The 26,650-nt window shown below is 73.0% G+C and carries 25 protein-coding genes; 13 read left to right on the forward strand and 12 right to left on the reverse strand.

What is annotated here, in order from left to right:
- Positions 1–250: 250 nt before the first annotated feature.
- The 5 genes from ACZ3X1_RS16385 to ACZ3X1_RS16405 all read right to left on the reverse strand — a co-directional run bounded on the left by ACZ3X1_RS16385 (position 251) and on the right by ACZ3X1_RS16405 (position 5,430).
- Positions 251–838: a 3'-5' exonuclease gene (locus tag ACZ3X1_RS16385; protein WP_356816003.1), complete on the reverse strand. Its 588-nt coding sequence runs from the start codon at positions 836–838 to the stop codon at positions 251–253.
- A gap of 87 nt (positions 839–925) precedes the next feature.
- The gene (locus ACZ3X1_RS16390; RefSeq protein WP_467280060.1) at positions 926–2,116 is read right to left on the reverse strand and encodes a GDSL-type esterase/lipase family protein; all 1,191 of its coding nucleotides are present in this window, start codon (positions 2,114–2,116) and stop codon (positions 926–928) included.
- 667 nt (positions 2,117–2,783) lie between these two features.
- The gene (gene aceB / locus ACZ3X1_RS16395) at positions 2,784–4,403 is read right to left on the reverse strand and encodes a malate synthase A (RefSeq protein ID WP_467280061.1); all 1,620 of its coding nucleotides are present in this window, start codon (positions 4,401–4,403) and stop codon (positions 2,784–2,786) included.
- A gap of 251 nt (positions 4,404–4,654) precedes the next feature.
- Positions 4,655–5,281, reverse strand: coding sequence for a nucleotidyltransferase family protein (locus ACZ3X1_RS16400; protein ID WP_362629766.1), 627 nt, complete (start codon positions 5,279–5,281; stop codon positions 4,655–4,657).
- Positions 5,233–5,430, reverse strand: coding sequence for a hypothetical protein (locus tag ACZ3X1_RS16405; RefSeq protein WP_467280062.1), 198 nt, complete (start codon positions 5,428–5,430; stop codon positions 5,233–5,235). The genes ACZ3X1_RS16400 and ACZ3X1_RS16405 overlap by 49 nt, the downstream gene beginning before the upstream one ends.
- An 88-nt stretch (positions 5,431–5,518) precedes the next feature.
- Between ACZ3X1_RS16405 and yczR the strand changes: the two genes are divergently transcribed.
- On the forward strand, positions 5,519–7,006 hold the full coding sequence (yczR, locus tag ACZ3X1_RS16410) for a MocR-like transcription factor YczR (protein WP_467280063.1): 1,488 nt from the start codon (positions 5,519–5,521) through the stop codon (positions 7,004–7,006).
- A 150-nt stretch (positions 7,007–7,156) separates the two neighbouring features.
- Here yczR and ACZ3X1_RS16415 read toward each other — a convergent pair whose 3' ends face one another.
- From ACZ3X1_RS16415 to ACZ3X1_RS16425, 3 genes are all read right to left on the reverse strand, one after another.
- Positions 7,157–8,881, reverse strand: coding sequence for a PP2C family protein-serine/threonine phosphatase (locus tag ACZ3X1_RS16415; protein ID WP_467280064.1), 1,725 nt, complete (start codon positions 8,879–8,881; stop codon positions 7,157–7,159).
- A 153-nt stretch (positions 8,882–9,034) separates the two neighbouring features.
- Entirely contained in the window at positions 9,035–9,664 is a 630-nt protein-coding gene (locus tag ACZ3X1_RS16420; protein WP_467280065.1) for a response regulator, read from the reverse strand.
- Entirely contained in the window at positions 9,661–10,968 is a 1,308-nt protein-coding gene (locus ACZ3X1_RS16425; protein ID WP_467280066.1) for a sensor histidine kinase, read from the reverse strand. The genes ACZ3X1_RS16420 and ACZ3X1_RS16425 overlap by 4 nt, the downstream gene beginning before the upstream one ends.
- A 133-nt stretch (positions 10,969–11,101) precedes the next feature.
- Between ACZ3X1_RS16425 and ACZ3X1_RS16430 the strand changes: the two genes are divergently transcribed.
- Together ACZ3X1_RS16430 and ACZ3X1_RS16435 are read left to right on the forward strand one after the other, a co-directional pair.
- The gene (locus ACZ3X1_RS16430; RefSeq protein WP_467280067.1) at positions 11,102–12,196 is read left to right on the forward strand and encodes an ABC transporter permease; all 1,095 of its coding nucleotides are present in this window, start codon (positions 11,102–11,104) and stop codon (positions 12,194–12,196) included.
- A complete protein-coding gene (locus ACZ3X1_RS16435) occupies positions 12,193–12,882 on the forward strand; it encodes an ABC transporter ATP-binding protein (RefSeq protein WP_390073830.1) in 690 nt (229 codons plus the stop codon). The genes ACZ3X1_RS16430 and ACZ3X1_RS16435 overlap by 4 nt, the downstream gene beginning before the upstream one ends.
- 171 nt (positions 12,883–13,053) lie before the next feature.
- Here the strand turns inward: ACZ3X1_RS16435 and ACZ3X1_RS16440 are convergent, their stop codons facing one another.
- Positions 13,054–13,857: an IclR family transcriptional regulator gene (locus ACZ3X1_RS16440; RefSeq protein WP_356815611.1), complete on the reverse strand. Its 804-nt coding sequence runs from the start codon at positions 13,855–13,857 to the stop codon at positions 13,054–13,056.
- 328 nt (positions 13,858–14,185) lie between these two features.
- On the opposite strand from ACZ3X1_RS16440, the gene allB reads away from it, so the two are divergent.
- The 3 genes from allB (at position 14,186) to ACZ3X1_RS16455 (ending at position 17,226) form a co-directional block, all read left to right on the forward strand.
- Positions 14,186–15,529 carry an allantoinase AllB gene (allB, locus tag ACZ3X1_RS16445; RefSeq protein ID WP_356815612.1) on the forward strand — a complete coding sequence of 448 codons (1,344 nt, stop codon included), beginning with the start codon at positions 14,186–14,188 and terminating at the stop codon, positions 15,527–15,529.
- Between the two features lie 3 nt (positions 15,530–15,532).
- The gene (gene alc, locus ACZ3X1_RS16450; RefSeq protein ID WP_362629790.1) at positions 15,533–16,651 is read left to right on the forward strand and encodes an allantoicase; all 1,119 of its coding nucleotides are present in this window, start codon (positions 15,533–15,535) and stop codon (positions 16,649–16,651) included.
- Positions 16,652–16,758: 107 nt separating this feature from the next.
- On the forward strand, positions 16,759–17,226 hold the full coding sequence (locus tag ACZ3X1_RS16455) for a HEAT repeat domain-containing protein (RefSeq protein WP_467280068.1): 468 nt from the start codon (positions 16,759–16,761) through the stop codon (positions 17,224–17,226).
- 234 nt (positions 17,227–17,460) lie between these two features.
- On the opposite strand, the gene ACZ3X1_RS16460 is transcribed toward ACZ3X1_RS16455, so the two are convergent.
- The gene (locus tag ACZ3X1_RS16460; RefSeq protein ID WP_467280069.1) at positions 17,461–18,195 is read right to left on the reverse strand and encodes an SDR family oxidoreductase; all 735 of its coding nucleotides are present in this window, start codon (positions 18,193–18,195) and stop codon (positions 17,461–17,463) included.
- 190 nt (positions 18,196–18,385) lie between these two features.
- On the opposite strand from ACZ3X1_RS16460, the gene ACZ3X1_RS16465 reads away from it, so the two are divergent.
- Positions 18,386–19,009, forward strand: coding sequence for a dihydrofolate reductase family protein (locus ACZ3X1_RS16465; RefSeq protein WP_356811107.1), 624 nt, complete (start codon positions 18,386–18,388; stop codon positions 19,007–19,009).
- A gap of 103 nt (positions 19,010–19,112) precedes the next feature.
- Here the strand turns inward: ACZ3X1_RS16465 and ACZ3X1_RS16470 are convergent, their stop codons facing one another.
- Entirely contained in the window at positions 19,113–19,481 is a 369-nt protein-coding gene (locus ACZ3X1_RS16470; RefSeq protein ID WP_467280070.1) for a hypothetical protein, read from the reverse strand.
- 134 nt (positions 19,482–19,615) lie between these two features.
- On the opposite strand from ACZ3X1_RS16470, the gene ACZ3X1_RS16475 reads away from it, so the two are divergent.
- On the forward strand, positions 19,616–20,542 hold the full coding sequence (locus tag ACZ3X1_RS16475; protein ID WP_467280071.1) for a DMT family transporter: 927 nt from the start codon (positions 19,616–19,618) through the stop codon (positions 20,540–20,542).
- A gap of 111 nt (positions 20,543–20,653) precedes the next feature.
- Here ACZ3X1_RS16475 and ACZ3X1_RS16480 read toward each other — a convergent pair whose 3' ends face one another.
- On the reverse strand, positions 20,654–21,667 hold the full coding sequence (locus tag ACZ3X1_RS16480; RefSeq protein ID WP_356811110.1) for a Gfo/Idh/MocA family protein: 1,014 nt from the start codon (positions 21,665–21,667) through the stop codon (positions 20,654–20,656).
- A 232-nt stretch (positions 21,668–21,899) separates the two neighbouring features.
- On the opposite strand from ACZ3X1_RS16480, the gene ACZ3X1_RS16485 reads away from it, so the two are divergent.
- From ACZ3X1_RS16485 to ACZ3X1_RS16505, 5 genes are read left to right on the forward strand one after another with little or no spacing between them, the layout of a single operon-like run.
- Positions 21,900–22,913, forward strand: a complete 1,014-nt coding sequence (locus ACZ3X1_RS16485) for a sugar ABC transporter substrate-binding protein (protein WP_356811111.1) — start codon at positions 21,900–21,902, stop codon at positions 22,911–22,913.
- Positions 22,910–23,944, forward strand: a complete 1,035-nt coding sequence (locus ACZ3X1_RS16490) for an ABC transporter permease (protein ID WP_467280072.1) — start codon at positions 22,910–22,912, stop codon at positions 23,942–23,944. The genes ACZ3X1_RS16485 and ACZ3X1_RS16490 overlap by 4 nt, the downstream gene beginning before the upstream one ends.
- A complete protein-coding gene (locus ACZ3X1_RS16495) occupies positions 23,911–24,873 on the forward strand; it encodes an ATP-binding cassette domain-containing protein (protein WP_356811113.1) in 963 nt (320 codons plus the stop codon). Before ACZ3X1_RS16490 ends, ACZ3X1_RS16495 begins: the two co-directional genes overlap by 34 nt.
- Positions 24,870–26,042 carry an ROK family glucokinase gene (locus ACZ3X1_RS16500; protein WP_467280073.1) on the forward strand — a complete coding sequence of 391 codons (1,173 nt, stop codon included), beginning with the start codon at positions 24,870–24,872 and terminating at the stop codon, positions 26,040–26,042. Before ACZ3X1_RS16495 ends, ACZ3X1_RS16500 begins: the two co-directional genes overlap by 4 nt.
- A complete protein-coding gene (locus tag ACZ3X1_RS16505) occupies positions 26,039–26,632 on the forward strand; it encodes a hypothetical protein (RefSeq protein WP_030822441.1) in 594 nt (197 codons plus the stop codon). The genes ACZ3X1_RS16500 and ACZ3X1_RS16505 overlap by 4 nt, the downstream gene beginning before the upstream one ends.
- Positions 26,633–26,650: the final 18 nt, after the last annotated feature.

The raw sequence follows: 26,650 nt of genomic DNA on the forward strand, positions 1-26,650 counted from the left end.
CCTCCTTGCCCGTACACGTCCCGGATCAGCTCACGGGACCATCTTCGAACCGAGTCCGCCCGGCGTCTCCGGCACCCACGGTGCCACGGCCGTGGGGGGGGGGGGGGGGGGGGGGGGGGGGGGGGGGGCGGCGGCGGGGGGGGGGGGGGGGCGCGCCCCCCCCCCGGGGGGGGGGGGGCCCCCCCCCACCGCCGTGTCCGGGTACGGGCGGACCGCCGTGCGCCCGTACGTCCGGTGACGGCGTGCCGGGTCAGGGCCGCCAGAGCATCAGGTTGCTCATCAGGTCGGCCTGCTCGATCGCGTCGTCGAGTGCGTGGTGCGTGTGGCGCCGCCGGGACAGCAGTTCACGGGGCATCCGCCCCTTGACGGCTGCCCGCAGCGGCACCCGCGCCTTCGTCGCGTAGAGGGTCTTCATGTCGAGGCAGCCGGAGTGGCCGAAGGGGCTGTCCCCGCCGAACCGGATCAGGTACCAGTACAGGAACGTCCAGTCGAAGGACGCCGGATAGCCGCACATCACCGGCTGGGCACCCTCGGACACCTTCCGCACCCACGCCCGGAACTCGTCCATCGCCGCGACCGGATCGGCGCCCTCCCGGACCAGCCGGTCGCGGTCGAGCCCGCTGACGGCCAGCGCCTCGGGCACGTAGGCGTCGCTGATCGGCCGCAACTCCCGGTAGAAGGTGAGTTCTTCCGGGTCGGCGGCGGTATACGCGTGCCCGTCCTGCCGGCCGGCGACCGCGGCCCCGAAGCTGATCATCGAATACGGTCCTGGAATGGGTCCGTCGGCCTCGATGTCGACGGAGATGTAGAGGCTGGGACGTACGGTGCGGGCTGCCATGCGCGAGAGCATGCCAGCCCGTACCGCTGTCGATCATCCGGTTTTCGCGGCCGGGCCCTTGGAGCGCTGACCTCAAGGGCGCGGACCTCAGGGCGCGGAGGTCAGGAACATGCCGGTGTGATCGCCGCCCGCCGAGTTCTTGCAGCTGGAGGCGGAGGCCGCGGGCTGCACCACGGCCAGGGCCAGGCAGCGGCCGGCGGCCAGCTGGCCGAAGTAGTTGGGGTGCATGGACTCCTGGACCAGTCCCTGCGACTCGTTGTTGTCGATCCAGCGCGCCCACTCGCTCGTCGTCGCCGAGGCAGGAACGGTGGAGTTCACCAGCTTGCTCGACTTCGCGCACACCTCGCGGCCCTGGAGCATGTCCCGCAGGTCCAGGAACTGCACGCCCTTGGCGGCGGCGACCCCCTTGATGCGGTTCGCGATCTGCGGCACGAGGGAGTCGCGCGCCCAGTCCGAGTCCCGGTTCCAGAAGGGGCAGCCGCCCGTGTTGAGCCGGCTCCAGTCGCTCTGCGTGTACCGGTTCTCGGCGCCGCGCGGGATCGGCGACGGGTAGGACTGGAGCACGATCCGGTAGGAGGAGTCGGCGTAGCCGGCCGCACGCATCACGGCCCGGACCTCGTCGACCGACTTGCCGACGTCTGCCATGACGGCGTCGATCTTCTGGTCGACGCCGTACTGCTGGTCGTCGTAGCAGTACGAGTTCCAGATGACGAAGTCGAGGGCGCAGTCCTTGATGATGTCGGCGAAGCCCAGGTCGTTGCCGCCGATGGACAGGGCGATGACCTTGACGTTGTGGCTCGCGGCCACCGCGGCCAGCTGATCGGCCTGTGGGGCTTCGCCCTTGTAGGAGACGCCGCCGTTGGAGGCGCGGAACACGTTCTGCGAGACGGCCCCGGAACAGGCGAGGTTCACTGCGACGTCGGCGATCGCCCCGGCGCTGCGCACCTCGGCCGAGTCGGACCGGTGGCAGCCTCCGGCCGTGGCCCCGTAGACCTTGGCGGGGTCGTAGGTGCTGCCGCTGACCCAGCCCCGGTCGGTGCCGTTGCGGCTGCCGGTGTTGGTCAGGCTGTTGCCCTTCCAGCGCCCGCCCTCACCGGAGATGTAGCTGTCGCCCATGGACACCACGGCGGTGGGCCCGGTCCCGGGGGCGGCGGCGGCGGTCCCGGGACCGCCGGCCAGCAGCGCGCCGGCGGCGAGCGGCACGGTCACGGCGGCACAGGCCAGTCGTCGCACCCGGCTGGCGTCCCGGTCCTTGCTGACGTTGCGGAATCCGATCACTGCGGAACTCCTGCGTTCGGCCACGCCGAAGTCGGCAACGAGCGCATCGCCCGCGTTGCCGTTCGTGTGGCTGGGAAGTGGGGGTACCGCCGGCCGGTGGCATCGGAAAGGTGACACGGGCCCGCTTGTTACCGCTAGGTACGTGCAAGTTACGAACCAGTAACAACCGATCGGTCGTTCGGGCCCCAGCCCCTCGTGCGCAGGCCAACTCGCCTTCTGTGCCGCTCAGTCGACGGGCAGTCCGCAGATCGTGCGCCCTGTGCAACAATGACCACCCTTCCGGGCGAGCGCAGGCACCGGGGAGGTGGCGGCCCCGCTGCTGCGCGGGGTGGTGGCCGGACGTACGGACCTGCTCGGCGCGCAGGCCCCGGAGACGCTGGAGGCGTGCCTTCTGCTGGGCGCCGTACTGCTGGAGTACGACGGGGCGGTGGAGGCCCTCGCGCAGCTGGAGCCCCCTGGAAGCCGCCCTCGACCGGGGCTGGATCCCGAACCGGCGGCCGCCGGACCACGCCCGGGCGCTCATCGAGAACGCGCGGCTGCGCGTGAAGCGCAAGCGCTGACCGAGGGCGGCGGGGGCGGCGGACACGGCTCCGCCCCCGTGCCGTGGGCAGCGGGGGCGGAGCCGGCCCGGGTCGGGCCGCTGTGCGTGTCGGCCGGATCCGGGGTGTCAGCCGACGAGCTGGTCGTATGCGGGGAGCGTGAGGAAGTCCGCGTAGTCGGCGTCCAGGGAGACCTTGAGGAAGAGGTCGTGGGCCTGCTGCCACTTGCCGGCCGCGAAGGCCTCCTCGCCGACCTCGGCGCGCAGGGCGGTCAGTTCCTCGGCCGCCATCTCGCGGGTCAGCTCGGCGGTGGCCCTCTCGCCGTTCTCGAAGACGACGCCGGCGTTGATCCACTGCCAGATCTGAGAGCGGGAGATCTCGGCGGTGGCCGCGTCCTCCATCAGACCGAAGATGCCGACGGCGCCGAGGCCGCGCAGCCAGGCCTCGATGTAGCGGATGCCGACCTGGACCGCGTTGCGCAGGCCCTCGTACGTCGGCTTCGCGTCGAGGGAGTCGATCGCGATGAGCTCGCCCGGGGCCACCGAGACGTCCTCGCGCAGCCGGTCCTTCTGGTTGGGCTTGTCGCCGAGGACGGCGTCGAAGGAGGCCATGGCGATCGGGACCAGGTCGGGGTGGGCGACCCAGGAGCCGTCGAAGCCGTCGCCCGCCTCGCGGTCCTTGTCGGCCTTGACCTTCGCGAAGGCGACCTTGTTGGCCTCGGCGTCCTTGCGGGACGGGATGAAGGCCGCCATGCCGCCGATGGCGTGGGCGCCGCGCTTGTGGCAGGTGCGGACCAGCAGTTCGGTGTAGGCCCGCATGAAGGGCGCGGTCATCGTCACCGCGTTGCGGTCCGGCAGGACGAACTTCTCGCCGCCGTCGCGGAAGTTCTTCACGATGGAGAAGAGGTAGTCCCAGCGGCCCGCGTTCAGGCCCGCCGCGTGGTCGCGCAGCTCGTAGAGGATCTCGTCCATCTCGTACGCGGCGGTGATCGTCTCGATCAGGACGGTCGCGCGGACGGTGCCCTGCGGGATGCCGACGTAGTCCTGGGCGAAGACGAAGATGTCGTTCCAGAGGCGCGCTTCCAGGTGCGACTCCGTCTTCGGGAGGTAGAAGTACGGGCCCTTGCCGAGGTCGATCAGGCGCTTGGCGTTGTGGAAGAAGTACAGCCCGAAGTCGACGAGCGAGCCGGAGGCCGGGCCGCCCTCGAACTGCAGGTGTCGCTCCTCCAGGTGCCAGCCGCGCGGGCGCATGACGACGGTCGCGAGCTCCTCGGCGGCCTTGAGGGCGTACGACTTGCCGGTGCGGGCGTCGGTGAAGTCGATGCGGCGCTCGTAGGCGTCGATCAGGTTGAGCTGGCCGAGGACGACGTTCTCCCAGGTGGGAGCCGAGGCGTCCTCGAAGTCGGCGAGCCAGACCTTGGCGCCCGAGTTCAGGGCGTTGATGGTCATCTTCCGGTCCGTCGGACCGGTGATCTCCACACGGCGGTCGTTCAGCGCGGCCGGGGCCGGCGCCACCTTCCAGTCGCCCTCGCGGACCTGTGCGGTGTCCGGGAGGAAGTCGAGGGTGGAGGTCCGGGCGATCTCGGCACGGCGCTCGCCGCGGCGGGCGAGGAGCTCGGCGCGGCGGGGGGCGAACCGCCGGTGGAGCTCGGCCACGAAGGCGAGGGCCGCTTCGGTGAGGACTTCGTCCTGCCGCGGCAGGGGCTCGGCATCGACGATGGCCAGCGGGGACGGCGCTGGTGCGGACATAACTGTCACTCCTTCAGCGGCGGTGCCTGGCGGCCGCGGGGAATGCTCGCGCGAGACGGCACGCAGTGCCGTCGGGTGTGGAGAGTTCCGAAATACGGTCGCGGGCGCCGTCTGTGGGTTCAGGGCGCTTCTGACCAGTGGATAGTAATTTCCTCATGGTGGAAGTTCAATGGTTTGTTGACGTCGAGATTCTCTGAGTCGACAGATTCCACTTTTCGGTGGCCCTCAGTGCCACTGCCGTCACGCGGTGCTCAGACGAGTCGTGCCAGGTCGGGCGGCGTGTCGATGTCGAAGGCCTCCGCGACGTCCGAGCACTCCACCAGCATGAGCTCTCCGGCGTGGCGCGCCAGGTGGACCCGCGCGCCCTTGTCGCCGGTCGACGTCGCCGCGATGTCCTCCCACCGGTCCGCGCCGAACAGCACGGGATGCCCGCGCTCCCCGCCGTACGCCGCCGCCACCAGGCTCGCTCGGGAGCGGTAGGCCTCCCGGACCCGGGCCACCGCCGCCGGGCCGATGCCCGGTTGGTCCACCAGGGAGACCAGGGCCGCACCCGCGCCCGTGCCGGCCAGGGAGGCGAGGCCGACCCTCAGCGAGGAACCCATCCCCTCAGCCCAGTCCGGGTTGTCCACGACCACGCAGCCGCTCAGATCGGCGCGCTCGCGGACCTCGGCCGCCGAGGCGCCGAGGACCACGTGCACCGGACCGCAGCCCGCCTCCCGCAGCACCCGCACGGCGTTCTCCACCAGCGGGCGGCCGCGGTAGGGCAGCAGGGCCTTGGGCCGGCCGCCCAGCCGGCGGCCGCCGCCGGCGGCCAGGAGCAGTCCCGCGATCACGGGTGAATCGGAGTGCGGGTCGTCGGAGTGCGTGTTGGCCGGCATGCCACCGATTCTCGCTCCTGCGTGCGGTCCTGCGGCCGCCGCGCCAGGGTGCGCCGTACGGAGGCCAGCGCCGCCCCGATCCGCACCGGACGGGCGATCCGGTTCTCGGCGGCGGCCAGCAGGGCACGTTCGTCACGGTCGGTCAACATCTCGGCGTCTCCTTGCCAATCGGGGGCCAATACCGCGAGTCTGGTCCTCGATTGGCCTGGCCGTCAGAGCCAATCAGGGGAGGTTGGCATGGCGAACGGGCGAGTGGTCCAGACAGCGGACAGAACCATCGGCAGCCGCCAGCTCGCCGCGCTGCTCCCTGCCGAGGTGCTGGCCCGCCCCGGCTACCGGGCGCTCGCCGACGCCGTCCGCACCCTGATCCTCGACGGCCGGATCGCCCTGCACGTCCGGCTGCCCGCCGAACGCGAACTCGCCGAAGCCGTCGGTGCCAGCCGGGCCACCGTCACCGGCGCCTACGACCTGCTGCGTGAGAGCGGCTACGTCCGCAGCCGGCGCGGCTCCGGCACCTGGACCGAGCTTCCCGAAGGCCACCGCCCCGTCGGCGCCCACGCCCTCCTCGGCGCCGGCGGCTACAGCGCCGACGGCGATCCCGGCATCGACCTGGCCATCGCCGCCATGGGCGCCCCCGACGGCACCCTCGCCGACGCCCTCACCTGGGCCGCACCACGGCTGCCCGACGCCGCCCGCACCCCCGGCTACCACCCGTTCGGCCTGCCGGACCTGCGCACCGCCGTCGCCGAACGCTTCACCCGGCGAGGCCTGCCCACCCGCCCCGAGCAGATCCTCGTCACCTCCGGCGCCCAGCAAGCCTTCGCCCTGGTCGTCAGCCTGCTCTGCCGCGCCGGCGACCGGGTCGTCACCGAGAACCCCACCTACGCCAACGCCTTGGACGCCCTGCGCCACGCCCGCCTGCGCACCGGGTCGATCGCCGTCTCCGACACCGGCTGGGACATGGAGATCGCCGAGTCCACGCTGCGCCAGACCGTGCCGAGGCTGGCGTACGTGATCCCCGACTTCCACAACCCGACGGGCGCGCTCATGCCCGACGAGGAGCGGCTGCGGCTGCTCGCGGCGACCCGGCGCACCGGCACCTGGCTGGTCGTCGACGAGACCATCGCCGACATAGCCCTGGACGTCCCCGCCCCCGCCCCCCTTGCATCCCTGGCCCCGCGCGGCGGCGCGGACCACGTGGTGACCATCGGCTCGCTCAGCAAGACCCACTGGGGCGGCCTGCGCGTCGGCTGGGTCCGCGCCACCGCGAAGATGATCACCGAGCTGACGGCCGTACGGGTCTCCGCCGACATGACCGGCTCCGTCCTCGACCAGCTCGTCGCACTCCCGCTGCTGGACGGAATGGAACGCACCCTGCCCGCACGGCTCGCCGAGCTACGGAGCCGGCGCGCGGCCCTGGTGGCCTCCCTCCAGCGGCACACCCCCGAATGGACCTGGCAGATACCGCCGGGCGGCCTCTCGCTCTGGGTCGACCTCGGGGAACCGGTCAGCTCCGCCCTGGCCGAACGGGCCGCGGCCGCCGGAGTGCACATCGGCCGCGGCGCCCGCTTCGGCGTGGACCCGGGCACCTTCGAACACCGCCTCCGCATCCCGTACACCCTCCCCGCCGACCGCCTGGACGAGGGCGTACGCCGCCTCGCGACCGCCTTCCACGACGGCGCCCCGCTGCCCCCGTCGGTGGACCGGCCGTACTGGGTGGCCTAGGGAGCGTCGTCAAAGTGGCGTCGGCCGCCCGAAGGGCGGGGCGTGCCTGCCAGGCCCCGCCCGCCAGTCGGGACTTTGACGACACGTCCCAAGGGCTGTCCCGGGACAGCCCTTGGCGCCCGTCCCGCCGGTTCCGCGGCGGCCGGCCTGTCAGCTGACGCCGAGGGCCACCAGGCAGGTGTCGTCCTCGTGCTCGTCGGACGCGTACGCGTCCAGGATCCGGTCAAGGGTGTCCTGCGGACCGAGCCCGTCGCACCGCGCCAGCACCTTGCCCAAGGTGTCGACGCTGTCGGCGATGTCCTCGCCCCGGCGCTCCACCATGCCGTCCGTGTAGAGCAGCAGGAGGTCACCCGGGCGGAGGTCCGTGGTCGCGGTGCCGTACTCGTGCCCGGGCAGGAGCCCGAAGAGCGGACCGCGGTGCTCCGTGTCCAGCACCGAGGCGGCGCCGTCCCGCAGCAGCAGCGGCGCCGGGTGGCCCGCACACGCCCAGCGGAACCTGCGCTCCGCCTCGATGTGCCCGATGATCCCCGTCGCCGTCTCGGCGGCGGGGTCGGCGCACAGCAGCTCGTTGAGCCAGGTCGTCAGCTGGCCCGCGTGGGTCCCGGGGGCGTGCGCGAGACCCGCGAGCGCGTGTCGCTGCTGCGCCATCCGGGCCACCGCGCCGAGGCCGTGGCCGCAGGCGTCGCCGATCGCGAGCAGGACCCGGCCGTCCGGCAGCGGCCTGCACTTGTACCAGTCCCCGCCCACGGCCGCGTCCGCCTCCGCCGGTACGTAGGCGGCCGCGACGGACAGGCCGGCCTCGGCCAGCTCGGCGCAGAGCGTCGGCAGCAGCGCCTCCCGCAGGGCGGAGGCGACCCGCCGCTCCGCGGCCGCCTCCTCCCGCAGCCGGTCGGACTGCCTGCGCGTCGCGGCGAGCCGCTGGCGGCTGCGGACCTGCGACGTCAGATCACGGGCGATGACGTGCACCGACCAGGGGAGCCCGTCGGTCGCGATCACGGGATGCCCCACGAGGTGCAGGGTGCGGACCTCCCCGAGCACGCTGAAGCGGATCTCGGTCCCCGACGGCTCCTCCCCGTCCACCAGCGCCACCAGGAACTTCGCGAAGCGCGGTACGTCCTCCAGCAGGACCGTGTCGCACAGTTCGGCGAGGGCCAGGGGGCGCGCCGGATCGGTGCGGAAGATCGACGACAACCCCTCCGACCAGACCACCTCTCCGGACAGCAGGTCCCAGGTGCCCCACCCCATGGACGCGATGTACTGGGCGTCGAGCGAGAGCAGCTCCCCGCGGCTGTGGGCCGCCCGCCACGTCGCCAGCACCTTGCCGCCACAGGACGAGGCGTCGTACAGCAGCTTCGTGCGGTGCAGGCCGTCGCTGCGCTGTTCCGTGTAGTCGAGGGCGTACGCCTTCAGGGCCCGCCCGGTGTCCAGCGCGGAGCCCAGGGCCTCGATGAGCCCGCCCACCGCCGCGCCGGGCTGGACTTCGAGCAGCCGCCGGCCGATGTGCCGGTCGGGGGCCTCCAGCCACTCGGCCGCACGCACGTGGTTGCCCGCCTCGACCGTGAAGTCGACCGTCACCCCGTGCTCGTCGCGTACGGGTGTGAACAGCGCGGCCGACAGCGGAATGGCGGGCAGGGCCGCGCAGACGCACGCCCACGGGGCGTGCCCCTCGTCCGGGTCGCAGCCGCCGTGGCCCGGCCCTCCGGAGCCGCACGAGCAGGGCCGCGCGTCCTCCTCCCGCACGGAGGCCCCGGCAGGTGCGGGACCCTCGTCGAGCCGGACCCCGGCCCCGCGCCGGGCGGCGTCCCGCAAGGCTCGCACCTCACGGGCGAGGTGCTGTTTCAGCGTCTCGGGGTCCTGGGGGACCAGCGGGCTCATGCGCCTCTCCCTCCGTCGGGCGGTGCGGGCTGCCGAGGGGCGCCTGCCCACCCGCCCACCGTCCACGCACACCGGGCCGCCGCAGGGGCCGTCCGGCGGCCGGCACGGGGCGTCCGGCCCGCCGGCACGGGACGTCAGGCCTCCCCGGCCGCGTCACGGCGTACGGATCAGGCGGCGGGTGGCGGCCACCGCCACCGCGGCCGTGCGGGATTCGACGCCCAGCTTCGCGTAGACGTGGACCAGGTGGGACTTGACCGTGGCCTGGCTGAGGAAGAGCCGCTTGGAGATCTGCTGGTTCGACAGGCCGTCCGCCACCAGCTGCAGCACCTCCAGCTCCCGCTTCGTCAGCGCCTCCGCCGGCGTCCGCATCCGGTCCATCAGGCGCAGGGCCACCGCCGGGGCCAGGGCCGACCGGCCCGCGGCGGCCGTGCGCACGGCCGCAGCCAACTCCTCCGGCGGAGCGTCCTTCAACAGGTAGCCCGAGGCGCCCGCCTCCACCGCCGCGAGGATGTCCGCGTCCGTGTCGTAGGTGGTCAGTACCAGCACCCGGGGGGCGCCGGTGCGGGCCGTGATCAGGGCCGTCGCCTCGGAGCCGTGCATACCGGTCCCGAACTGCAGGTCCATCAGCACCACGTCCACCGGTTCCCGGGCGGCCAGCTCCACCGCCCGCTCGGCGGTCGCCGCCTCGGCCACCACCGCGAAGTCCGCTTCGGTGTCCAGCACCGCGCGCAGGCCCGCCCGGACCACGGGGTGGTCGTCGGCGAGCAGGAGACGGACGGTCACAGGGCCTCCACGGCTTCCGTGTACTCCAGGTGTTCCAGCGGCAGCGGCAGGGTCACGGCCACGGCGGTGCCCTGGCCCGGGCCGGACTCCACGGTGAACAGCCCGCCCAGCGTCTCCGCGCGCGAGCGCATCGCCGGCAGCCCGAAGCCCCCGTCGGCGGAGCCGGAACCGCCGCCCGGGCCCGGCGCCCCCCACGACGGGTCGAAGCCGTCGCCGTCGTCGACCACGTCCAGTGTCACCGAGGCGTCCATGAAGGTCAGCGTGATCTCGGCGCGCCCGGCCCGGGCGTGCCGCACCACGTTGGCCAGCGCCGACTGGGCGATCCGCAGCAGCGCCACCTCGTACGGGGTGGGCAGAACCCGGGGCCGGCCGCTCAGCGAGAACCGGACCCGCGGCCCCGGCACCGCCGCGCACAGCCGCTCCAGCGCCGCGGCGAGCGAGCCGTGCTCCAGGTCCGGCGGCGTGAGGGCCCGTACGAAGCGACGCGCCTCGGCGAGGTTGTCCTGCGCGGCCTCCCGGGCCCGCGCGATGTGCGGCAGGGCCGGGGCCCCCTCCGGCAGCGCCCGCTCGGCGGCCCGCAGCAGCAACTGGATGGAGGAAAGGCCCTGCGCGAGCGTGTCGTGGATCTCCCGGGCCAGGCGCTCCCGCTCGGCCAGGATCCCGGCGCCGCGTTCGGCCGCGGCCAGCTCGGCCCGCGTCGTGATGAGTTCCTCGATCAGCTCCCGGCGGTGTTCGCTCTCGCGGTACAGCGCCTGGTAGCCCAGCACGGTCGCGACGGCCACGGCCCCGCCCAGCAGCGGCCCCAGGAAGGCCCCCGGGGTCACCGCGCCGCTGTGCGCCAGGAAGCCGCCGATGGCGGCGCAGGCGGTCACCGCGACGGCCGCGACACCCCAGCGCAGCCGCAGCAGGTGCAGTTCCAGGAAGTACAGCGGGAACGCGGTCCACAGCCCGTCGGGGGAGACCGCCAGCAGCCCGGCCCAGGCCGCGCCGAGCCCGGCCAGCCACAGCGCGCCCGCCCGCTGCGAGCGGTGCACGGCGGGCGCCCGTACGCCGGCCGCGTACACGGCTACGAGCAGGGCGCAGGCGGCGACCACCCAGCCGGCCCGGGGCGCGGCATCGGTGACGGCCCGGCCGGCGGACAGTGCGAGCAGCCCGAGGAACAGGGCGTGCAGGCACAGCTTCAGGACCTTCGACACGGGAGTCAGGGACCGGGCGGCGGCGGGCGGGGCAGGGGGCGCGCAGGCGCCGGGCAGGGCGGGGGGCGCGCAGGCGCCGGGCGGGGCGGGGGGAGCGGCAGCAGTCATGTTCCGACCAGCGTAGAGCGGTCCGGGACGGCCCCGGTCAATCGAAAGTTCGATGTCCGGGTCCGCCCTTCGACACGGGGGTCCGTCCTGCGGCGCGATGCCCTCTGCGCACGGCAAAGACCAAGGTGGGGGCATGTTCGTCGCATGGAGAGATCTACGGTTCGCCAAGGGCCGCTTCGCCCTGGTGGGCTCGGTCGTGCTGCTGATCACGCTGCTGGTCGGCCTGCTGTCCGGGCTCACCGCCGGCCTGGCCCGGGAGAACGTCTCGGCCGTCACCGGCCTGCCCGCCTCGCACCTGGCCTTCGCCGCGCCCGCCGGGGACCAGAAGGTGTCCTTCACCGACTCGCAGGTGCCCCGGTCCGCGTGGCTGGCCTGGCGGGCGCAGCCCGGGGTGCGGTCGGCGGAGCCCCTCGGCATCCGCACCACCAACGCCGTCTCGGGTGAGCGCACCGCGGCGGTCTCGGTCTTCGGCGTGGACCCGGCCGGCGGGCTCGCCCCGAGGGACGCCGGCCTCGCACAGGGCCGGGTGGTCCTCGCCGAGAAGGCGGCGAAGGAGCTGGGCGGGCTCACCGCCGGAGCCGGGCTCAGGATCGGCCCGCTGGAGCTGACCGTGGCCGCCGTCGCCGGCACCGCCGCCCACAGCCACACCCCGGTCGTCTGGATGGACCTCGACGACTGGCAGCGCATCGGCAACCCCGGTACCGGCGTCGACACCCTCGCCACCGTCGTCGCCGTCTCCGGCAGTGGCCTGGACCTCGCCGCCGCCGACCGGGCCGCGGCCACCCGGGCGCAGACCGTCGACGAGGCCTTGGGCGCCATAGGCTCCTACCAGGCCGAGAACGGCTCGCTCCAGCTGATGCGCGGCTTCCTCTTCGCCATCTCGGCCCTGGTCATAGGGGCCTTCTTCACGGTGTGGACCATCCAGCGCAGCGCGGACGTCGCCGTCCTGAAGGCCCTGGGCGCCTCCACCCCGTACCTGCTGCGCGACGCCCTCGGGCAGGCCGTGGTGATGCTCGCCATCGGCACCGGGCTGGGCACCGCGCTCGCCGCCGGCCTCGGCGCGCTGGTCGGCGGCGGAATCGGCGGCGACGTGCCCTTCGTCCTCGACACCGCCACGGTGCTCGTCCCCGCCGCGATCATGATCGCGCTCGGTGCGCTGGGTGCGGCCCTGTCCATCCGGCGGATCACCGCCGTCGACCCCCTGACCGCCCTCGGGAGCGCCCGATGACCCTCCTCGTCCACGACGCCACGCTCACCTACCCCGACGGGGAGGGCCGGCTCACCGCCCTGGACGCGGTCGGCCTGGAGGTGCCCGCCGGAACCCTGACGGCGGTCATCGGCCCCTCCGGCTCCGGCAAGTCCTCCCTGCTCGCGGTGGCCGCCACCCTCGTCACCCCGGACCGGGGCCGGGTCGTCGTCGCGGGTGAGGACACCACGCTGCTCGGCCCCGCAGAGAAGTCGGCCCTGCGGCGGGACAAGATCGGCATCGTCTTCCAGCAGCCGAACCTGCTGGCGTCGCTGACCGCCGCCGAGCAGCTCCAGGTCATGGCGCACGTCGCGGGCCGGCCCGCGAAGGCCCTGCGCCGGCGGGCGCTGGAGCTGCTGGACGCGGTGGGGCTGGCCGACAAGGCCGACAAGCGTCCCCACCAGCTCTCCGGCGGCCAGCGTCAGCGCGTCAACATCGCCCGGGCGCTGATGAACGAGCCCGCCGTACTGCTGGTCGACGAGCCCACCAGCGCCCTCGACCACGAGCGCGGCGCGGCCGTGCTGGACCTGCTGGTCACCCTGACGCGCGAGCGGTCCACGGCCACCGTGCTGGTCACCCACGACCACGCCCACCTGGAGCGGATGGACCGTACGGTCACGATGGCCGACGGCCGGCTGACGGCCCGGGGGGTGCTGCGGACGCCCTGAGCGGCGGGCGGGCAAGGGCCGCCGCGGGCACGGCCAGGCTTCGCCGCGGGCACGGGAAGGCTTCGCCGCGGGCACGGGAAGGCCCGCCGCGGGCACGGCAAGGCCCCGGTCCCCCTCGCTCCGAGGGACACCGGGGCCTTTCGTGCCTTTTGCCTGCTTGCGTCGTACTGCCTACGCCGGGCTCTGGTTGGCCAGCGCCACCGACAGCTCGTCGGCGACGTTCTTGAGGATCGGGACGAAGGACTCGGCCACGGCCTCGGTGACGCGGCCGGCCGGGCCGGAGATGGAGATCGCGGCGGCGGTCGGCGAGTTCGGCACCGACACGGCGAGGCAGCGGACTCCTATCTCCTGCTCGTTGTCGTCGACCGCGTAGCCCACCCTGCGGACCTGCTCCAGCGCCTCCAGGAAGCCCTCGGGCGTGGTGATGGTCTTCTCGGTCGCCGCCGGCATGCCGGTGCGCGCGAGGAGGGCCCGTACCTCGTCGGCCGGGGTGTGGGCGAGCAGGGCCTTGCCCACACCGGTGGAGTGCGGCAGCACCCGGCGGCCGACTTCGGTGAACATGCGCATCGAGTGCTTCGACGGCACCTGGGCGACGTAGACGATCTCGTCCCCGTCGAGCAGGGCCATGTTCGCCGTCTCGCCGGTCTCCTCGACCAGACGGGCGAGGTAGGGGCGGGCCCAGGTCCCCAGGAGGCGCGACGCGGACTCGCCGAGGCGGATCAGGCGGGGGCCGAGGGAGTACCGTCGGTTGGGCTGCTGGCGTACGTACCCGCAGGCCACCAGCGTGCGCATCAGGCGGTGGATCGTGGGCAGAGGCAGACCGCTGGCGGCGGAGAGTTCGCTCAGGCCGACCTCGCCCCCGGCGTCGGCCATACGTTCGAGCAGATCGAAGGCGCGCTCAAGGGACTGGACGCCACCGCTGGCGGCAGGGGTCTTTGAGGAAGCGTCGGTGGTGCTGGCGCTGGACGTCGGCACGGCGCGGTCCTTTCGGTGCTGGCAGGCAAGGGAGCAGCCTACCCGGCGGCCGGCGTCGGCCCTAGTGCTGGGGTCGGGGCCGTCGCCGCCGGTCAGAGGTGGTTTGTCCTGGTGGTGGACGTCCTCCGGAAGTTATCCGCCCACGTCCCGGTGGTGGTAGCTACATTCTGTCTGGCGAAATCTTAATTCCATCCTGTGGAAACCTCCAATTGCGGTGTCGGTGTGTCAGCGGTCCGTCCGGGCGCTCTTGACTGGGTACGGATCGCCGGGAAGACTCCGTCAACAGAACGTTGAATTTCGCTCTGTGGAAGTAGATGGGGAGGTTCCGGTGGCCGACGCGGCTGTGGAACTGGTACTGCGCTCGACGCGCGTCATCACCCCCGAGGGGACGCGCGCCGCCTCGGTCGCCGTCGCCGGCGGGAAGATCGCGGCTGTGCTGGCACACGACGCCGAGGTACCGGCCGGAGCCCGGCTGGAGGACTTCGGCGACGACGTCCTGCTCCCCGGACTGGTCGACACCCACGTCCACGTGAACGACCCGGGCCGCACCGAGTGGGAGGGCTTCTGGACGGCCACCCGCGCCGCCGCGGCCGGCGGCATCACCACCATCCTCGACATGCCGCTCAACTCCCTCCCGCCGACCACCACCGTCGACAACCTGCGCGTCAAGCAGGAGGTCGCCCGTGCCAAGGCGCACGTGGACGTCGGCTTCTGGGGCGGCGCCCTCCCGGACAACGTCAAGGACCTGGCCCCGCTGCACGACGCGGGCGTCTACGGCTTCAAGTGCTTCCTGTCGCCCTCGGGCGTGGACGAGTTCCCCGAGCTCGACCAGGAGCAGCTCGCCACCTCGCTGGCCGAGATCACCGGCTTCGGCGGCCTGCTGATCGTGCACGCCGAGGACCCGCACCACCTCGACGCCGCCCCCGTGGTCCCGGGCCCCAAGTACGCCGACTTCCTGGCCTCCCGGCCGCGCGACGCCGAGAACACCGCCATCGGCAACCTGATCGCCCAGGCGAAGCGGCTGGACGCGCGCGTCCACGTACTGCACCTGTCGTCCTCGGACGCGCTGCCGCTGATCGCCGCCGCCAAGGCCGAGGGCGTCAAGATCACCGTCGAGTCCTGCCCGCACTACCTCACCCTCACCGCGGAGGAAGTGCCGGACGGCGCGAGCGAGTTCAAGTGCTGCCCGCCCATCCGCGAGGCCGCCAACCAGGACCTCCTGTGGGACGCGCTCGCGGACGGCACCATCGACTGCATCGTCTCCGACCACTCGCCCTCCACCGCGGACCTGAAGACCAGCGACTTCTCCACCGCCTGGGGCGGCATCTCCTCCCTCCAGCTGGGCCTGCCCGCCATCTGGACCGAGGCGCGCCGCCGGGGCCGGACCCTGGAGGACGTCGTCCGCTGGATGTCCGCCGCCCCGGCCGCCCTCGCCGGGCTGGCGCAGAAGGGCGCGATCGAGGCCGGCCGCGATGCCGACTTCGCCGTACTCGCCCCCGAAGAAACGTTCACTGTGGACCCGGCCGAACTCCACCACCGCAACCAGGTCACGGCGTACGCGGGCAAGACGCTGCACGGCGTCGTGAAGTCCACCTGGCTGCGCGGCACGCAGATCGCCGACCACGGCACCCCGACCGAGCCCACGGGCCTCCTCCTCGAAAGGCAGAACTGACCAGTGGCGATTGAATCCTTCACCGGCAACGCGAACCCGTACGGAGGCGGCGACCCGTACGCGGACTACCGCACCGCGGACTTCCCCTTCACGCAGTACGCGAACCTCGCCGCCCGTGAGCTGGGCGCCGGTGTCATCGCTGCCAACGACGAGTTCTTCGCCCAGCGCGAGAACCTCCTGATCTCCGAGGCCGCGCACTTCGACCCCGAGGACTTCGGCCACAAGGGCAAGGTCATGGACGGCTGGGAGACCCGCCGCCGCCGCGGCGTCTGCGCCACCCAGCCCTGGCCCACCCCCGAGGACCACGACTGGGCCCTCGTACGCCTCGGCGCCCCTGGCGTCATCCGCGGCATCGTCGTCGACACCGCCCACTTCCGCGGCAACATGCCGCAGGCCGTCTCCATCGAGGCCACCAACTGGGAGGGCGCGCTCGCGCCGACCCCGGAGGAGCTCCAGGGCGACGACGTGAAGTGGACGACCCTCGTACCCCGCACGGCGGTCGGCGGCCACGCCGCCAACGGCTTCGAGGTCGACGTCGAGCAGCGCTTCACCCACCTGCGCGTCAACCAGCACCCCGACGGCGGCATCGCCCGCCTGCGCGTCCACGGCGAGGTCCTGCCCGACCCCAAGTGGCTCGCCGCGCTCGGCTCCTTCGACGTGGTGGCCCTGGAGAACGGCGGCTCCGTCCAGGACGCCTCCAACCGCTTCTACTCCCCGCCGACCAACACCATCAACCCGGGCCGCTCCCGCAAGATGGACGACGGCTGGGAGACCGCCCGCCGCCGCGACAACGGCAACGACTGGATCCGCTACCAGCTCGTCACCGAGTCCGAGATCCGCGCCGTCGAGATCGACACCGCCTACCTCAAGGGCAACTCGGCCGGCTGGGCCTCGCTGTCGGTGAAGACGGGCGAGGAGGGCGAGTGGCAGGAGTTCCTGCCGCGCACCCGCCTGCAGCCCGACACCAACCACCGGTTCGTGCTGGACACCCCGGCGGTGGGCACGCACGTGCGCATCGACATCTACCCGGACGGCGGCTTCTCCCGCCTGCGCCTCTTCGGTTCCCTGACGGAGGCCGGCGCGGCCGCGCTGACCGCCCGCCACCAGGAACTGGGCGGCTGACCCGCACCGTGACCGCCCCGGGGGCCGACACCCCCGGGGCCCGCACGTCGCGGCCGCTTCACCGCCCTGACTGAGACCGGGCGGCGACCGTCTCCTATGCTCTGACCGTGGACGGATACCAGGGCCTGACTGCATTGGTCGAATCGGCCTGGGAGGAGCTGAACGGCTCCGATGCGGGCCGTCGGGACCTCTGCCTCGATCTCGTCAGCGACGTCCTGGAGACGGGCCGCCTGACGCCGGAAGACGCCGAGGGGGCCGTCGAGCGCCTGGTCGCGGTCGCGCTGTCTGATGAGGGCTACCCGGTGCGGGAGTCCGCGCTGCACGCAGCCTGCACCGCCTCCACGCACTACGAAATTCCCTACCGGGTGGTGGAGCCGCTCACCGTCGGTGCGGACAACTTCGAACCCTTGCTCCTGGCCTACGTCCTGGCAGTCCTCGGTTCGACTCACGACCAGGCAGCACTGCCGATCGTCGAGCGGTTCCTTCGCCACCCCCACCCCGAGGTCCGCAGGGAAGCGGCAGATGCGGTGAACGAACTTCGTCGGAGCCAGCGGTTGACCGAGACAGCCCAGTAGCTGTGGGACTCGGCCGCAAGGCGACTGCATTGGCCTGGAGGGCACCCTTGCGGTCCGGGACCGCTCAGGGGCTCAGGGTCCACCGGCGCGAGGTGTCCGGGTGTGGGGGCCACCCGGTGCGGGCTCCCGGAGGCCGGGGCTCGCCCCGGGGGTCCGGGCTCGCCCCGGGGGTCCGGGCTCGCCCCGGACCCCCGGACCCCCCGGGCCAGGATCCGCCCGCACGCCCGGCGAGGGCTACGCCGCGTGGCCGCCGTCCACCGCGAACTCCGCGCCCGTGACGTAGGCCGCCCGCGGCCCGGCGAGGAACGCCACCACGTCCGCGACCTCCTCCGCCCTCCCGAAGCGGCCCAGCGCCGTCATCGCCGCCTGCGGCCCCGCGTACGGTCCGTCCGCCGGGTTCATGTCCGTGTCGACGGGCCCCGGATGCACGACGTTCGCGGTGATCCCGCGGCCCCCGAGTTCCCGCGCCAGAGCCTTCGTCAGCCCGATCGTCGCGGCCTTGCTCGTCGCGTAGAGCACTCCGCCCGGCCCGGGCACCCGCTGCGCCATGCAGCTGCCGATGGTGATGATCCGGCCGCCCTCCCGCATGCGCGCCGCGGCCGCCTGGGCCGCGAGGAACGCGCCCCGCACATTGACGCCCAGCACCCGGTCGACATCGGTCAACTCGACGGCCTCCAGGGGTCCGACGGCCCCGACCCCGGCGTTGTTCACGAGCACGTCGAGCCGCCCGAACCGCCGTACGGTCTCCCCGACGGCGTTCGCGACCTCCGCCGCGTCCCCCGCGTCGGCCCGCAGCGCGACGCCCCGCCGCCCGAGCGCTTCCACCGCCTTGACCACCCGCGCCGCGGCCGCGGCATCGCTGACGTACGTGATCGCGACATCCGCCCCGTCCTCGGCGAGCCGCACGGCGACGGCCGCCCCGATCCCCCGGCTCCCCCCGGTCACCAGCGCCACCGCGTTCCTGTCCATGTTCCACGTCCTCCCGCATCGTTTGGTTGCCGGTTCAATCAAATAGCCCCCAGTCCTCCACCGCTGGCAGGAATCCGACCCGGCGTTCCCCGGCACACAAACGGGGTGGGGGTCATGCGTGGCGGCGCGATGAGTTGTGGTGGGGGCGGGAGTCTGAACCCGTAGACCGTTGAGACAGGAGCGCAGAGGTATGGCCGAGCTGACACTGACCACCTTCGTGACGCTGGACGGCGTGATGCAGGCGCCCGGCGGACCGGACGAGGACCGGAGCGACGGGTTCGAGTACGGCGGGTGGGCCGCGCCGTACGTCGACGAGGGGATGGGGGAGTTCATCACCGAGGTGTTCGGCCGGGCCGGGGCCTTCCTGCTCGGGCGGAAGACGTACGAGATCTTCGCGGGCTACTGGCCGGAGCACGACGACCCCGCCGATCCCGTGGCGGGCGGGTTGAACCGGCTGCCGAAGTACGTGGCCTCGACCACCCTCGAGGAGCCGGCCTGGGGGCCGGCCACCGTGATCGACGGGGAGCACCTGCAGAGCGAGATCGTCCGGGTCAAAGACGCGCTGGACGGGGGCGGAGAGCTCCAGGTGCACGGCAGCGGGCAGCTCGCGCAGTGGCTGCTCGCCCGGGACCTCGTCGACGAGATCAACCTGCTGGTCTTCCCCGTGGTGCTGGGAGCCGGGCGCCGGCTGTTCCCCACCGGCGGGCTGCCGACCGCCTACGCGCTGACGGCCTCCCGTACGACGCCCGTCGGGACGGCCATCCACACCTACCGGCCGACCGGACGGGCCTCCTTCGGCACCGTCGGCGCGTAGGGATCGGGTCCACGCGCGCAGAGGTCCGCGGCGCGCACCGCAGGGGCGGAGGGCCCGCTCTCGGGCCGGGCGCCGTGGGGCGCCGCGCGGAACCGCCCGCGGCCTACCGCCGGTCCAGGGCCAGTTGGACCACGCGGCCCTCGCGGAGGACCAGGAGGTCCGGGGCCTCGTGTGCGTGGTGGCGGATGCGGCCGACCGGGCCCGGCGGGCGGATGTGCGGGGTCAGGAGGAGAAGGAGGTCCTCCAGGGCCGGGAGCTGTTCCTCGTGGATCTCCTGGCGGGCCGTCAGGGCCCAGCCGTCGTGTTCCGCCGGGCCGAACTCGCCCACGAGCATCCCGCCGACGTGCCACGCCGGGCCGCGGGGCGAGAGGAGGCCGTCCCCCGTCAGCTGGCGGCGCACCTGCGCGAGCACGGCGTCGGGCGTGCTGTCGAGCAGGTCGAACGCCAGGTCCACGGCGTAGAGATCAGCCATGGACCCGATGCTACGGGGCGGAGGCGGACGGCCCGGAAACGGGTCGCCCCGCATGATCGGCTCCGGTACGGTGTGCCCCGCAACCGTGCGAGCCGCCGACGTCTCCACCTCCCCAGTGATGTCGGAGACCTCCTGTGGCCGTCGCCCCGCCCGCCCTGCAAGCCGCACCCCGCCCTGCCTGGACCGGCGATCTGCCCGTGCTGGCCGTCGCCGTCGTGTGGGGCGGCAGTTACCTCGCCGCCAAGGGGATCACCACCGCGCACACCGTGATCGCCGTGCTCGTGCTGCGGTTCGCGCTCGTGCTGCCGGTGCTGGTCGTCGCCGGGTGGGCGCGTCTGCGCGCGCTCACCCCCGCCCAGCTGCGCGGCGCCGGGCTGCTGGGGCTGGTGCTCGGCGGGATCTTCCTGCTGGAGACGTACGGGGTCGTCCACACCTCCGCCACCAACGCCGGGCTGATCATCAGCCTGACCATGATCTTCACCCCGCTCGCCGAGGCCGCCGTGCGCAGGAAGGCGCCCTCCGCCTCCCTTCTCGGGGCCGCCGCCGCCTCCGTCCTCGGCGTCGTGCTCCTCACCCAGGGGGCCGGCTTCACCGCGCCCGGCCTCGGTGACCTGCTCATCCTCGGCGCCGCACTCGCCCGGACCCTGCACGTCCTGCTGATGGCCCGGGTCGAGGCCGTCCAGGACGCCGACTCGCTGTCGCTGACCACCGTGCAGCTCGGCGGCGCCGTGCTCGTCTTCGCCCTGCTGGCGGCCGTACCGGGGACCGGCGCGACCCCCTGGGCCGCCGCCGCGGACTTCGGCCCCGCGCAGTGGGCAGGACTGGCCTTCCTCTCCGTCTTCTGCACCCTGTTCGCGTTCTTCGTGCAGATGTGGGCCGTACGGCGTACCTCGCCGTCCCGGGTCAGCCTGCTGCTGGGGACCGAGCCCCTGTGGGCCGCCGTCGCGGGCATCGCCCTCGGCGGTGAGCGCCTGGGCCCCCTCGGACACGCCGGCGTCGTGCTGGTCCTCGTCGGTACCGCCTGGGGCCGCCGGGCCGTCGCCTCCGCGCCCGCACCCTGATCGTGGCCGGAAAGCGCCGCAGTCAGCCGGCGATCACCGCCGTAGGGTGGCCGGATGCCCTGCCCACCGTTCCGGTCATCGTTCCGGTCACCCATCCGGTCATCGTTCCGGTCACCGATCCGGCAGGTCCGGGAGCTCCTCCAGCCGGACCCGGCGCCGCTCCCGCCGCGACAGCTCGCAGGCTTCCGCGACCCGCAGCGCCGCCAGTGCCTCACGCCCGTCGCAGGGGTTGACCCCCTCGCCGCGCACCAGGTGCACGAAAGCGTTCAGCTCCGCCTCGTACGCCGGGCCGAAGCGTTCCAGGAAGCCGGTCCACGGCTTGCTCGCCGGCGGCGGCCCGTGCGGTTCGGTCGAAGCGATCGGCGTCCGGTCGTCCAGCCCGGCGGAGACCTGGTCGCGCTCCCCGGCCAGCTCCATCCGCACGTCGTAGCCGGCGCCGTTGCACCGCGTGCCGGTGGCCGTGACCAGGGTGCCGTCGTCCAGCGTGAGGACCGCGGCGGCCGTGTCGACGTCACCCGTCTGCCGGAACTGCGGGGGACCGGCGTCCGACCCGGCCGCGTACACCTCCACCACCTCGTGCCCGGTCACCCACCGCACCATGTCGAAGTCGTGCACCATGCAGTCGCGGTAGAGGCCGCCCGAGGTCGCCAGGTAGTCGGCGGCCGGCGGCGCCGGATCGGCCGTCGTCGTCCGTACGGTGTGCAGCCGGCCCAGGGCGCCCGAGCGGACCAGCTCCCGGGCGGTGAGGTAGCCGGCGTCGAAGCGGCGCATGAAGCCCACCTGCAGCAGCCCGCCCAGGGCCGCGACCTCGCGCAGCACCGACAGCGTGCGGTTCAGGTCGGGGGCCACCGGCTTCTCGCAGAACACCGGGAGCCCGCCGCGTACCGCCCGTACGACCAGTTCCGCGTGCCCGTCGGTGGAGGAGGCGACGACCACCGCGTCCACGCCCCAGGTGAAGACCTGCTCCACGGAGGGCGCGGCGGTGGCCCCGAGCCGGTCGGCGAGGCGGGCCGCCCGCGCGGGATCGGAGTCGGCGAGCAGGAGCGAGCCCGCCTCCGGGTGGCGGGCGAGCGTCGCCGCGTGGAACGACCCGATCCGGCCAGTTCCGATGAGCCCGATGCGCATGGACTCAACCTGGCCCCGCCGGGGGAACCTGTCAATCCGCTCGCATCGTTTCTGCGATCTTCGTGCGCTGATCTGCGAACCCGTCGCGGCGATCTGCGCATGCATGCCCCGATGGCCCTTCATGGTCCACTGTGGCGGATACTGGGCGGCTGAAACCGGAATGACCGAATCATGACGGACGGCATGACAGCCGGGACGACGGACGAGACGGACGAGGGAAGGGCGCGGCGACGTGGCTAGGGTTCGGACAGGGGTACGCGTCGTGGGCGCCGTGCTCGCGGCGGCGGTACTGGGGGCCTCGCTCGCGGGCTGCAGCAGTACGGGCGGCAAGCGCGCCGAGGAGCGGGCGAAGGCCGCCGAGGCGGGCCGGCCCGCCGTCTCCACCCCGCGCTGGACCTTCGCGATGGTGACCCACGCGGGCGACGGCGACACCTTCTGGGACATCGTCCAGAAGGGCGCCAAGGAGGCCGCGGCCAAGGACAACATCAACTTCGTCTACGCCCACGACGACCAGGCTCAGCAGCAGGCGCAGTTCGTGCAGAACGCCATCGACCAGAAGGTCGACGGGATCATCGTCAGCCTGGCCAAGCCGGAAGCCCTCAAGGACGTCGTCGCCAAGGCCGTCAAGGCCGGCATCCCGGTGGTCACGGTCAACTCCGGGTCCGCCCAGTCCGCCGCGTACGGGGCGCTCACCCACATCGGCCAGGACGAGACGATCGCCGGCGAGGCGGTCGGCACGGAGCTGGGCAAGCGCGGCCGCAAGAAGGCCGTCTGCGTCCTGCACGAGCAGGGCAACGTCGGCCACGAGCAGCGCTGCGCCGGCGCCAAGAAGACCTTCTCCGGAACGATGGAGAACCTGTACGTCGAGGGCACCAACATGCCCTCCGTGCAGGCGGCCGTCCAGGCCAAGCTCCAGGCGGACCCGTCCATCGACGCGATCCTCACCCTCGGAGCACCCTTCGCCCCCACCGCGGTCAAGGCCAAGGAGGCCGCCGGCAGCGAGGCCGAGGTCGACACCTTCGACCTCAACGACTCGGTGGCCCGCGACCTCAAGTCCGGCGCCCTCGGCTTCGCCGTGGACCAGCAGCCCTACCTGCAGGGGTACGAGGCCGTCGACCTGCTCTGGCTCTACCGCTACAACGCGGACGTGCTCGGCGGCGGCCGCCCGGTGCTCACCGGACCGCAGATCGTCACCGCCGCCGAGGCCGCCGAGCTGGAGGAGTACATCGAGCGGGGCAGCCGATGAGCGCCGCCACCGCCGTGGACGAACGGCTCGCGCCGACCTCCCTCGTCCGCCGCCTGCTGGGGCGGCCCGAGCTGGGCGCGGTGGTCGGGGCCGTCGCCGTCTTCGTCTTCTTCTCCATCGCCGCCCCCACCTTCCTCCAGGCCTCCAGCCTCAGCACGATCCTGTACTCGGCCTCCACCATCGGGATCATGGCGGCCCCCGTGGCGATGCTGATGATCGGCGGCGAGTTCGACCTCTCCGCGGGTGTCATGGTCACGACCTCGGCTCTGGTGAGCTCGATGTTCAGCTACCAGATGACCGCCAACGTCTGGGTCGGCGTCGGAGTGTCCCTGCTGGTCACCCTGGCCATCGGCTTCTTCAACGGCTTCATGCTGACCCGCACCCAGCTGCCCAGCTTCATCATCACGCTCGGCACCTTCCTGATGCTGACCGGCCTGAACCTCGGCTTCACCAAGCTGATCAGCGGCACGGTCTCCACCAAGTCCATCGCCGACATGGAGGGCTTCCCCTCCGCCCGCGCCGTCTTCGCCTCGAAGTGGGAGATCGGCCCGGTCACCCTCCAGATCACCGTCCTGTGGTGGCTGGCCCTGGTCGCCGTCGCCACGTGGATCCTGCTGCGCACCCGCGCCGGCAACTGGATCTTCGCCGTCGGCGGCGGGGCCGACGCGGCCCGCGCGGTCGGTGTGCCCGTCGTGAAGACCCGTATCGGCCTGTACATGGGCGTCGCCCTGTGCGCCTGGATCTCCGGCCAGCACATCCTCTTCTCGTTCGACGTGGTCCAGTCGGGCGAGGGCGTCGGCAACGAGTTCCTCTACATCATCGCGGCGGTCATCGGCGGCTGCCTGATGACCGGCGGCTACGGCTCCGCCATCGGCTCGGCGGTCGGCGCCTTCATCTTCGGCATGACCAGCAACGGCATCGTGTACGCCCAGTGGAACCCGGACTGGTTCAAGTTCTTCCTCGGCGCGATGCTGCTGCTGGCCACGCTGCTCAACGCATGGGTCCGCAAGCGGGCGGAGGCGAGCAAGTGACCACCGGCAAAACCACCACCGTGCCCCCGGCCGCAGCGGCCGCCCTGGTCAAGCTGACGGGCGTCAGCAAGTACTACGGCAACATCCGCGCACTCCAGGACGTCTCCCTGGAGGTCTCCGCGGGTGAGATCACCTGCGTCCTCGGCGACAACGGCGCGGGCAAGTCCACCCTCATCAAGATCATCTCGGGGCTGCACCGGCACGACGCCGGAACCTTTGAGATCGAAGGCGAGGAGAGCGTCCTCGCCAACCCGCGCGCGGCCCTGGACCACGGCATCGCGACCGTCTACCAGGACCTCGCCGTGGTACCGCTCATGCCCGTCTGGCGCAACTTCTTCCTCGGCTCCGAGCCGACGAAGGGGCGCGGCCCCCTGCGCCGCCTCGACGTGGAGTCCATGCGCCGGACCACCCGCGCCGAGCTGCTGCGCATGGGCATCGACCTGCGCGACGTCGACCAGCCCATCGGCACCCTCTCCGGCGGCGAGCGGCAGTGCGTGGCCATCGCCCGCGCCGTCTACTTCGGCGCGAAGGTCCTCGTGCTCGACGAGCCGACCGCGGCCCTCGGCGTCAAGCAGTCCGGTGTGGTCCTCAAGTACGTCGCCGCGGCCCGCGACGCCGGCCTCGGTGTGGTCCTGATCACTCACAACCCGCACCACGCGTACCTGGTCGGAGACCGCTTCGTCCTGCTCAAACGCGGCACCATGGCGGGCAGTCACACCCGCGACTCGATCACCCTCGACGAGCTCACCCGCCAGATGGCGGGCGGCTCGGAGCTCGACGAACTGAGCCACGAACTGGAGCGAGTGGCAGAATCGGGGACGGGCGTCACGGACGCGACGGCCCGCGGCGCCGGCCGCACCGGACCGGCGGACGCAGCCGACGAGGCTTCCCGCACCACCGCACCCACGAGGGACGACACGACTCGATGAGCACGTACCGGGACTTCACGCTCACCCACCGGGGGTCGGCGCGAGGCACCGCCTTGCGCACCATCGGCACCCGTGAGCGGCGGTCGCACCTGACCGCCCCGCGCGTCCCGACCGTCGGCATCGACATCGGCGGTACCAAGGTGATGGCCGGCGTCGTCGACGCCGACGGGATCATCCTGGAGAAGCTCCGCACCGAGACCCCGGACAAGTCCAAGAGCCCCAAGGTCGTCGAGGACACCATCGTCGAACTGGTGCTGGACCTCTCCGACCGGCACGACGTGCACGCCGTCGGCATCGGCGCGGCCGGCTGGGTCGACGCCGACCGCTCCCGGGTCCTCTTCGCACCCCACCTGGCCTGGCGCGACGAGCCCCTGCGTGACGCCCTCCAGTCCCGGCTCGCCGTCCCGGTGATGGTCGACAACGACGCCAACACCGCCGCGTGGGCGGAGTGGCGCTTCGGCGCCGGACGCGGCGAGGACCACCTCGTCATGATCACGCTCGGTACCGGTATCGGCGGGGCCATCCTCGAAGGCGGCCAGGTCAAGCGCGGCCGGTACGGGGTCGCCGGCGAGTTCGGCCACATGCAGGTCGTCCCCGGCGGACACCGCTGCCCGTGCGGCAACCGCGGCTGCTGGGAGCAGTACAGCTCCGGCAACGCCCTGGTGCGCGAGGCCCGTGAGCTGGCCGCCGCCGACTCCCCGGTCGCGTACAACATCATCGCCAAGGTCGGCGGGAACGTTTCGGAGATCACCGGGCCGCTCATCACCGAGCTGGCCCGCGAGGGCGACGCCATGTGCGTCGAGCTGCTCCAGGACATCGGCCAGTGGCTCGGCGTCGGTATCGCCAACCTCGCCGCCGCCCTCGACCCGTCGTGCTTCGTCATCGGCGGCGGCGTCAGCGCCGCCGACGACCTGCTGATCGGCCCCGCCCGGGACGCGTTCCGCCGTCATCTCACCGGCCGCGGCTACCGTCCCGAGGCCCGCATCGCCAAGGCCCAGCTCGGCCCCGAGGCGGGCATGGTCGGCGCCGCCGACCTCGCCCGGCTCGTCGCCCGGCGCTTCCGCCGCGCCACCCGCCGCCGGGTCGAGCGCTACGAGCGCTACGCGCAGCTGGGCCAGCTGGGCCGCCGGCGCGAGAGCGCCGCACCCGAGGACCAGGACCAGTCGTGAACCCGCCCACCCTGCCCCACCAGGCCTCCGCCCCCGACGAGGGCGGCACGCCGCCGCCGACCCCCGAGGACCGCCGCCACGTGGTCAAGCGCCGCTGGATCACCGCGATCATCATCGTGCTGCTGATCGGCGTACCCGCGGGCTACCTGGCGATCTCCACCCAGCAGAGCCGCGAGAGCGGCCGCGACAAGGCCGCCAAGGTCGGCGCGTCCGAGGTGCGCCCCGGCTGGCCCTCCAAGGTGCAGCGCAGCATCTACGAGGTGCCGATCCCGGCGAAGGCCTGGAAGGTCGGGTTCCTGGAGACCAACAACTGGCGCACCAGCCGGCTCTTTACGCAGTTCGCGGTGACCCCGGCCGACCTGGACGCCTTCCTCGCCGCCGTCGGCACCAGCCGCGACGCGCTGGTCGCCGGGGACGTCACGATCTCCCCGCACGACGCCGAGGTCGCGGGCTGGAGCTGGAGCCCGCGCGCCCTCTGGTACGGAACCAGCCTGGAGCAGGCCGACCCGCGCCCCAGCCGCGACATCACGGTCGACCTCACGGACCCCGAGAAGCCCAAGGTCTACGTCGTCTCCACGACCACCCCGTGACGGGCCCGGCCCGGCGCT

Source organism: Streptomyces sp. NPDC023541 (assembly GCF_055559995.1).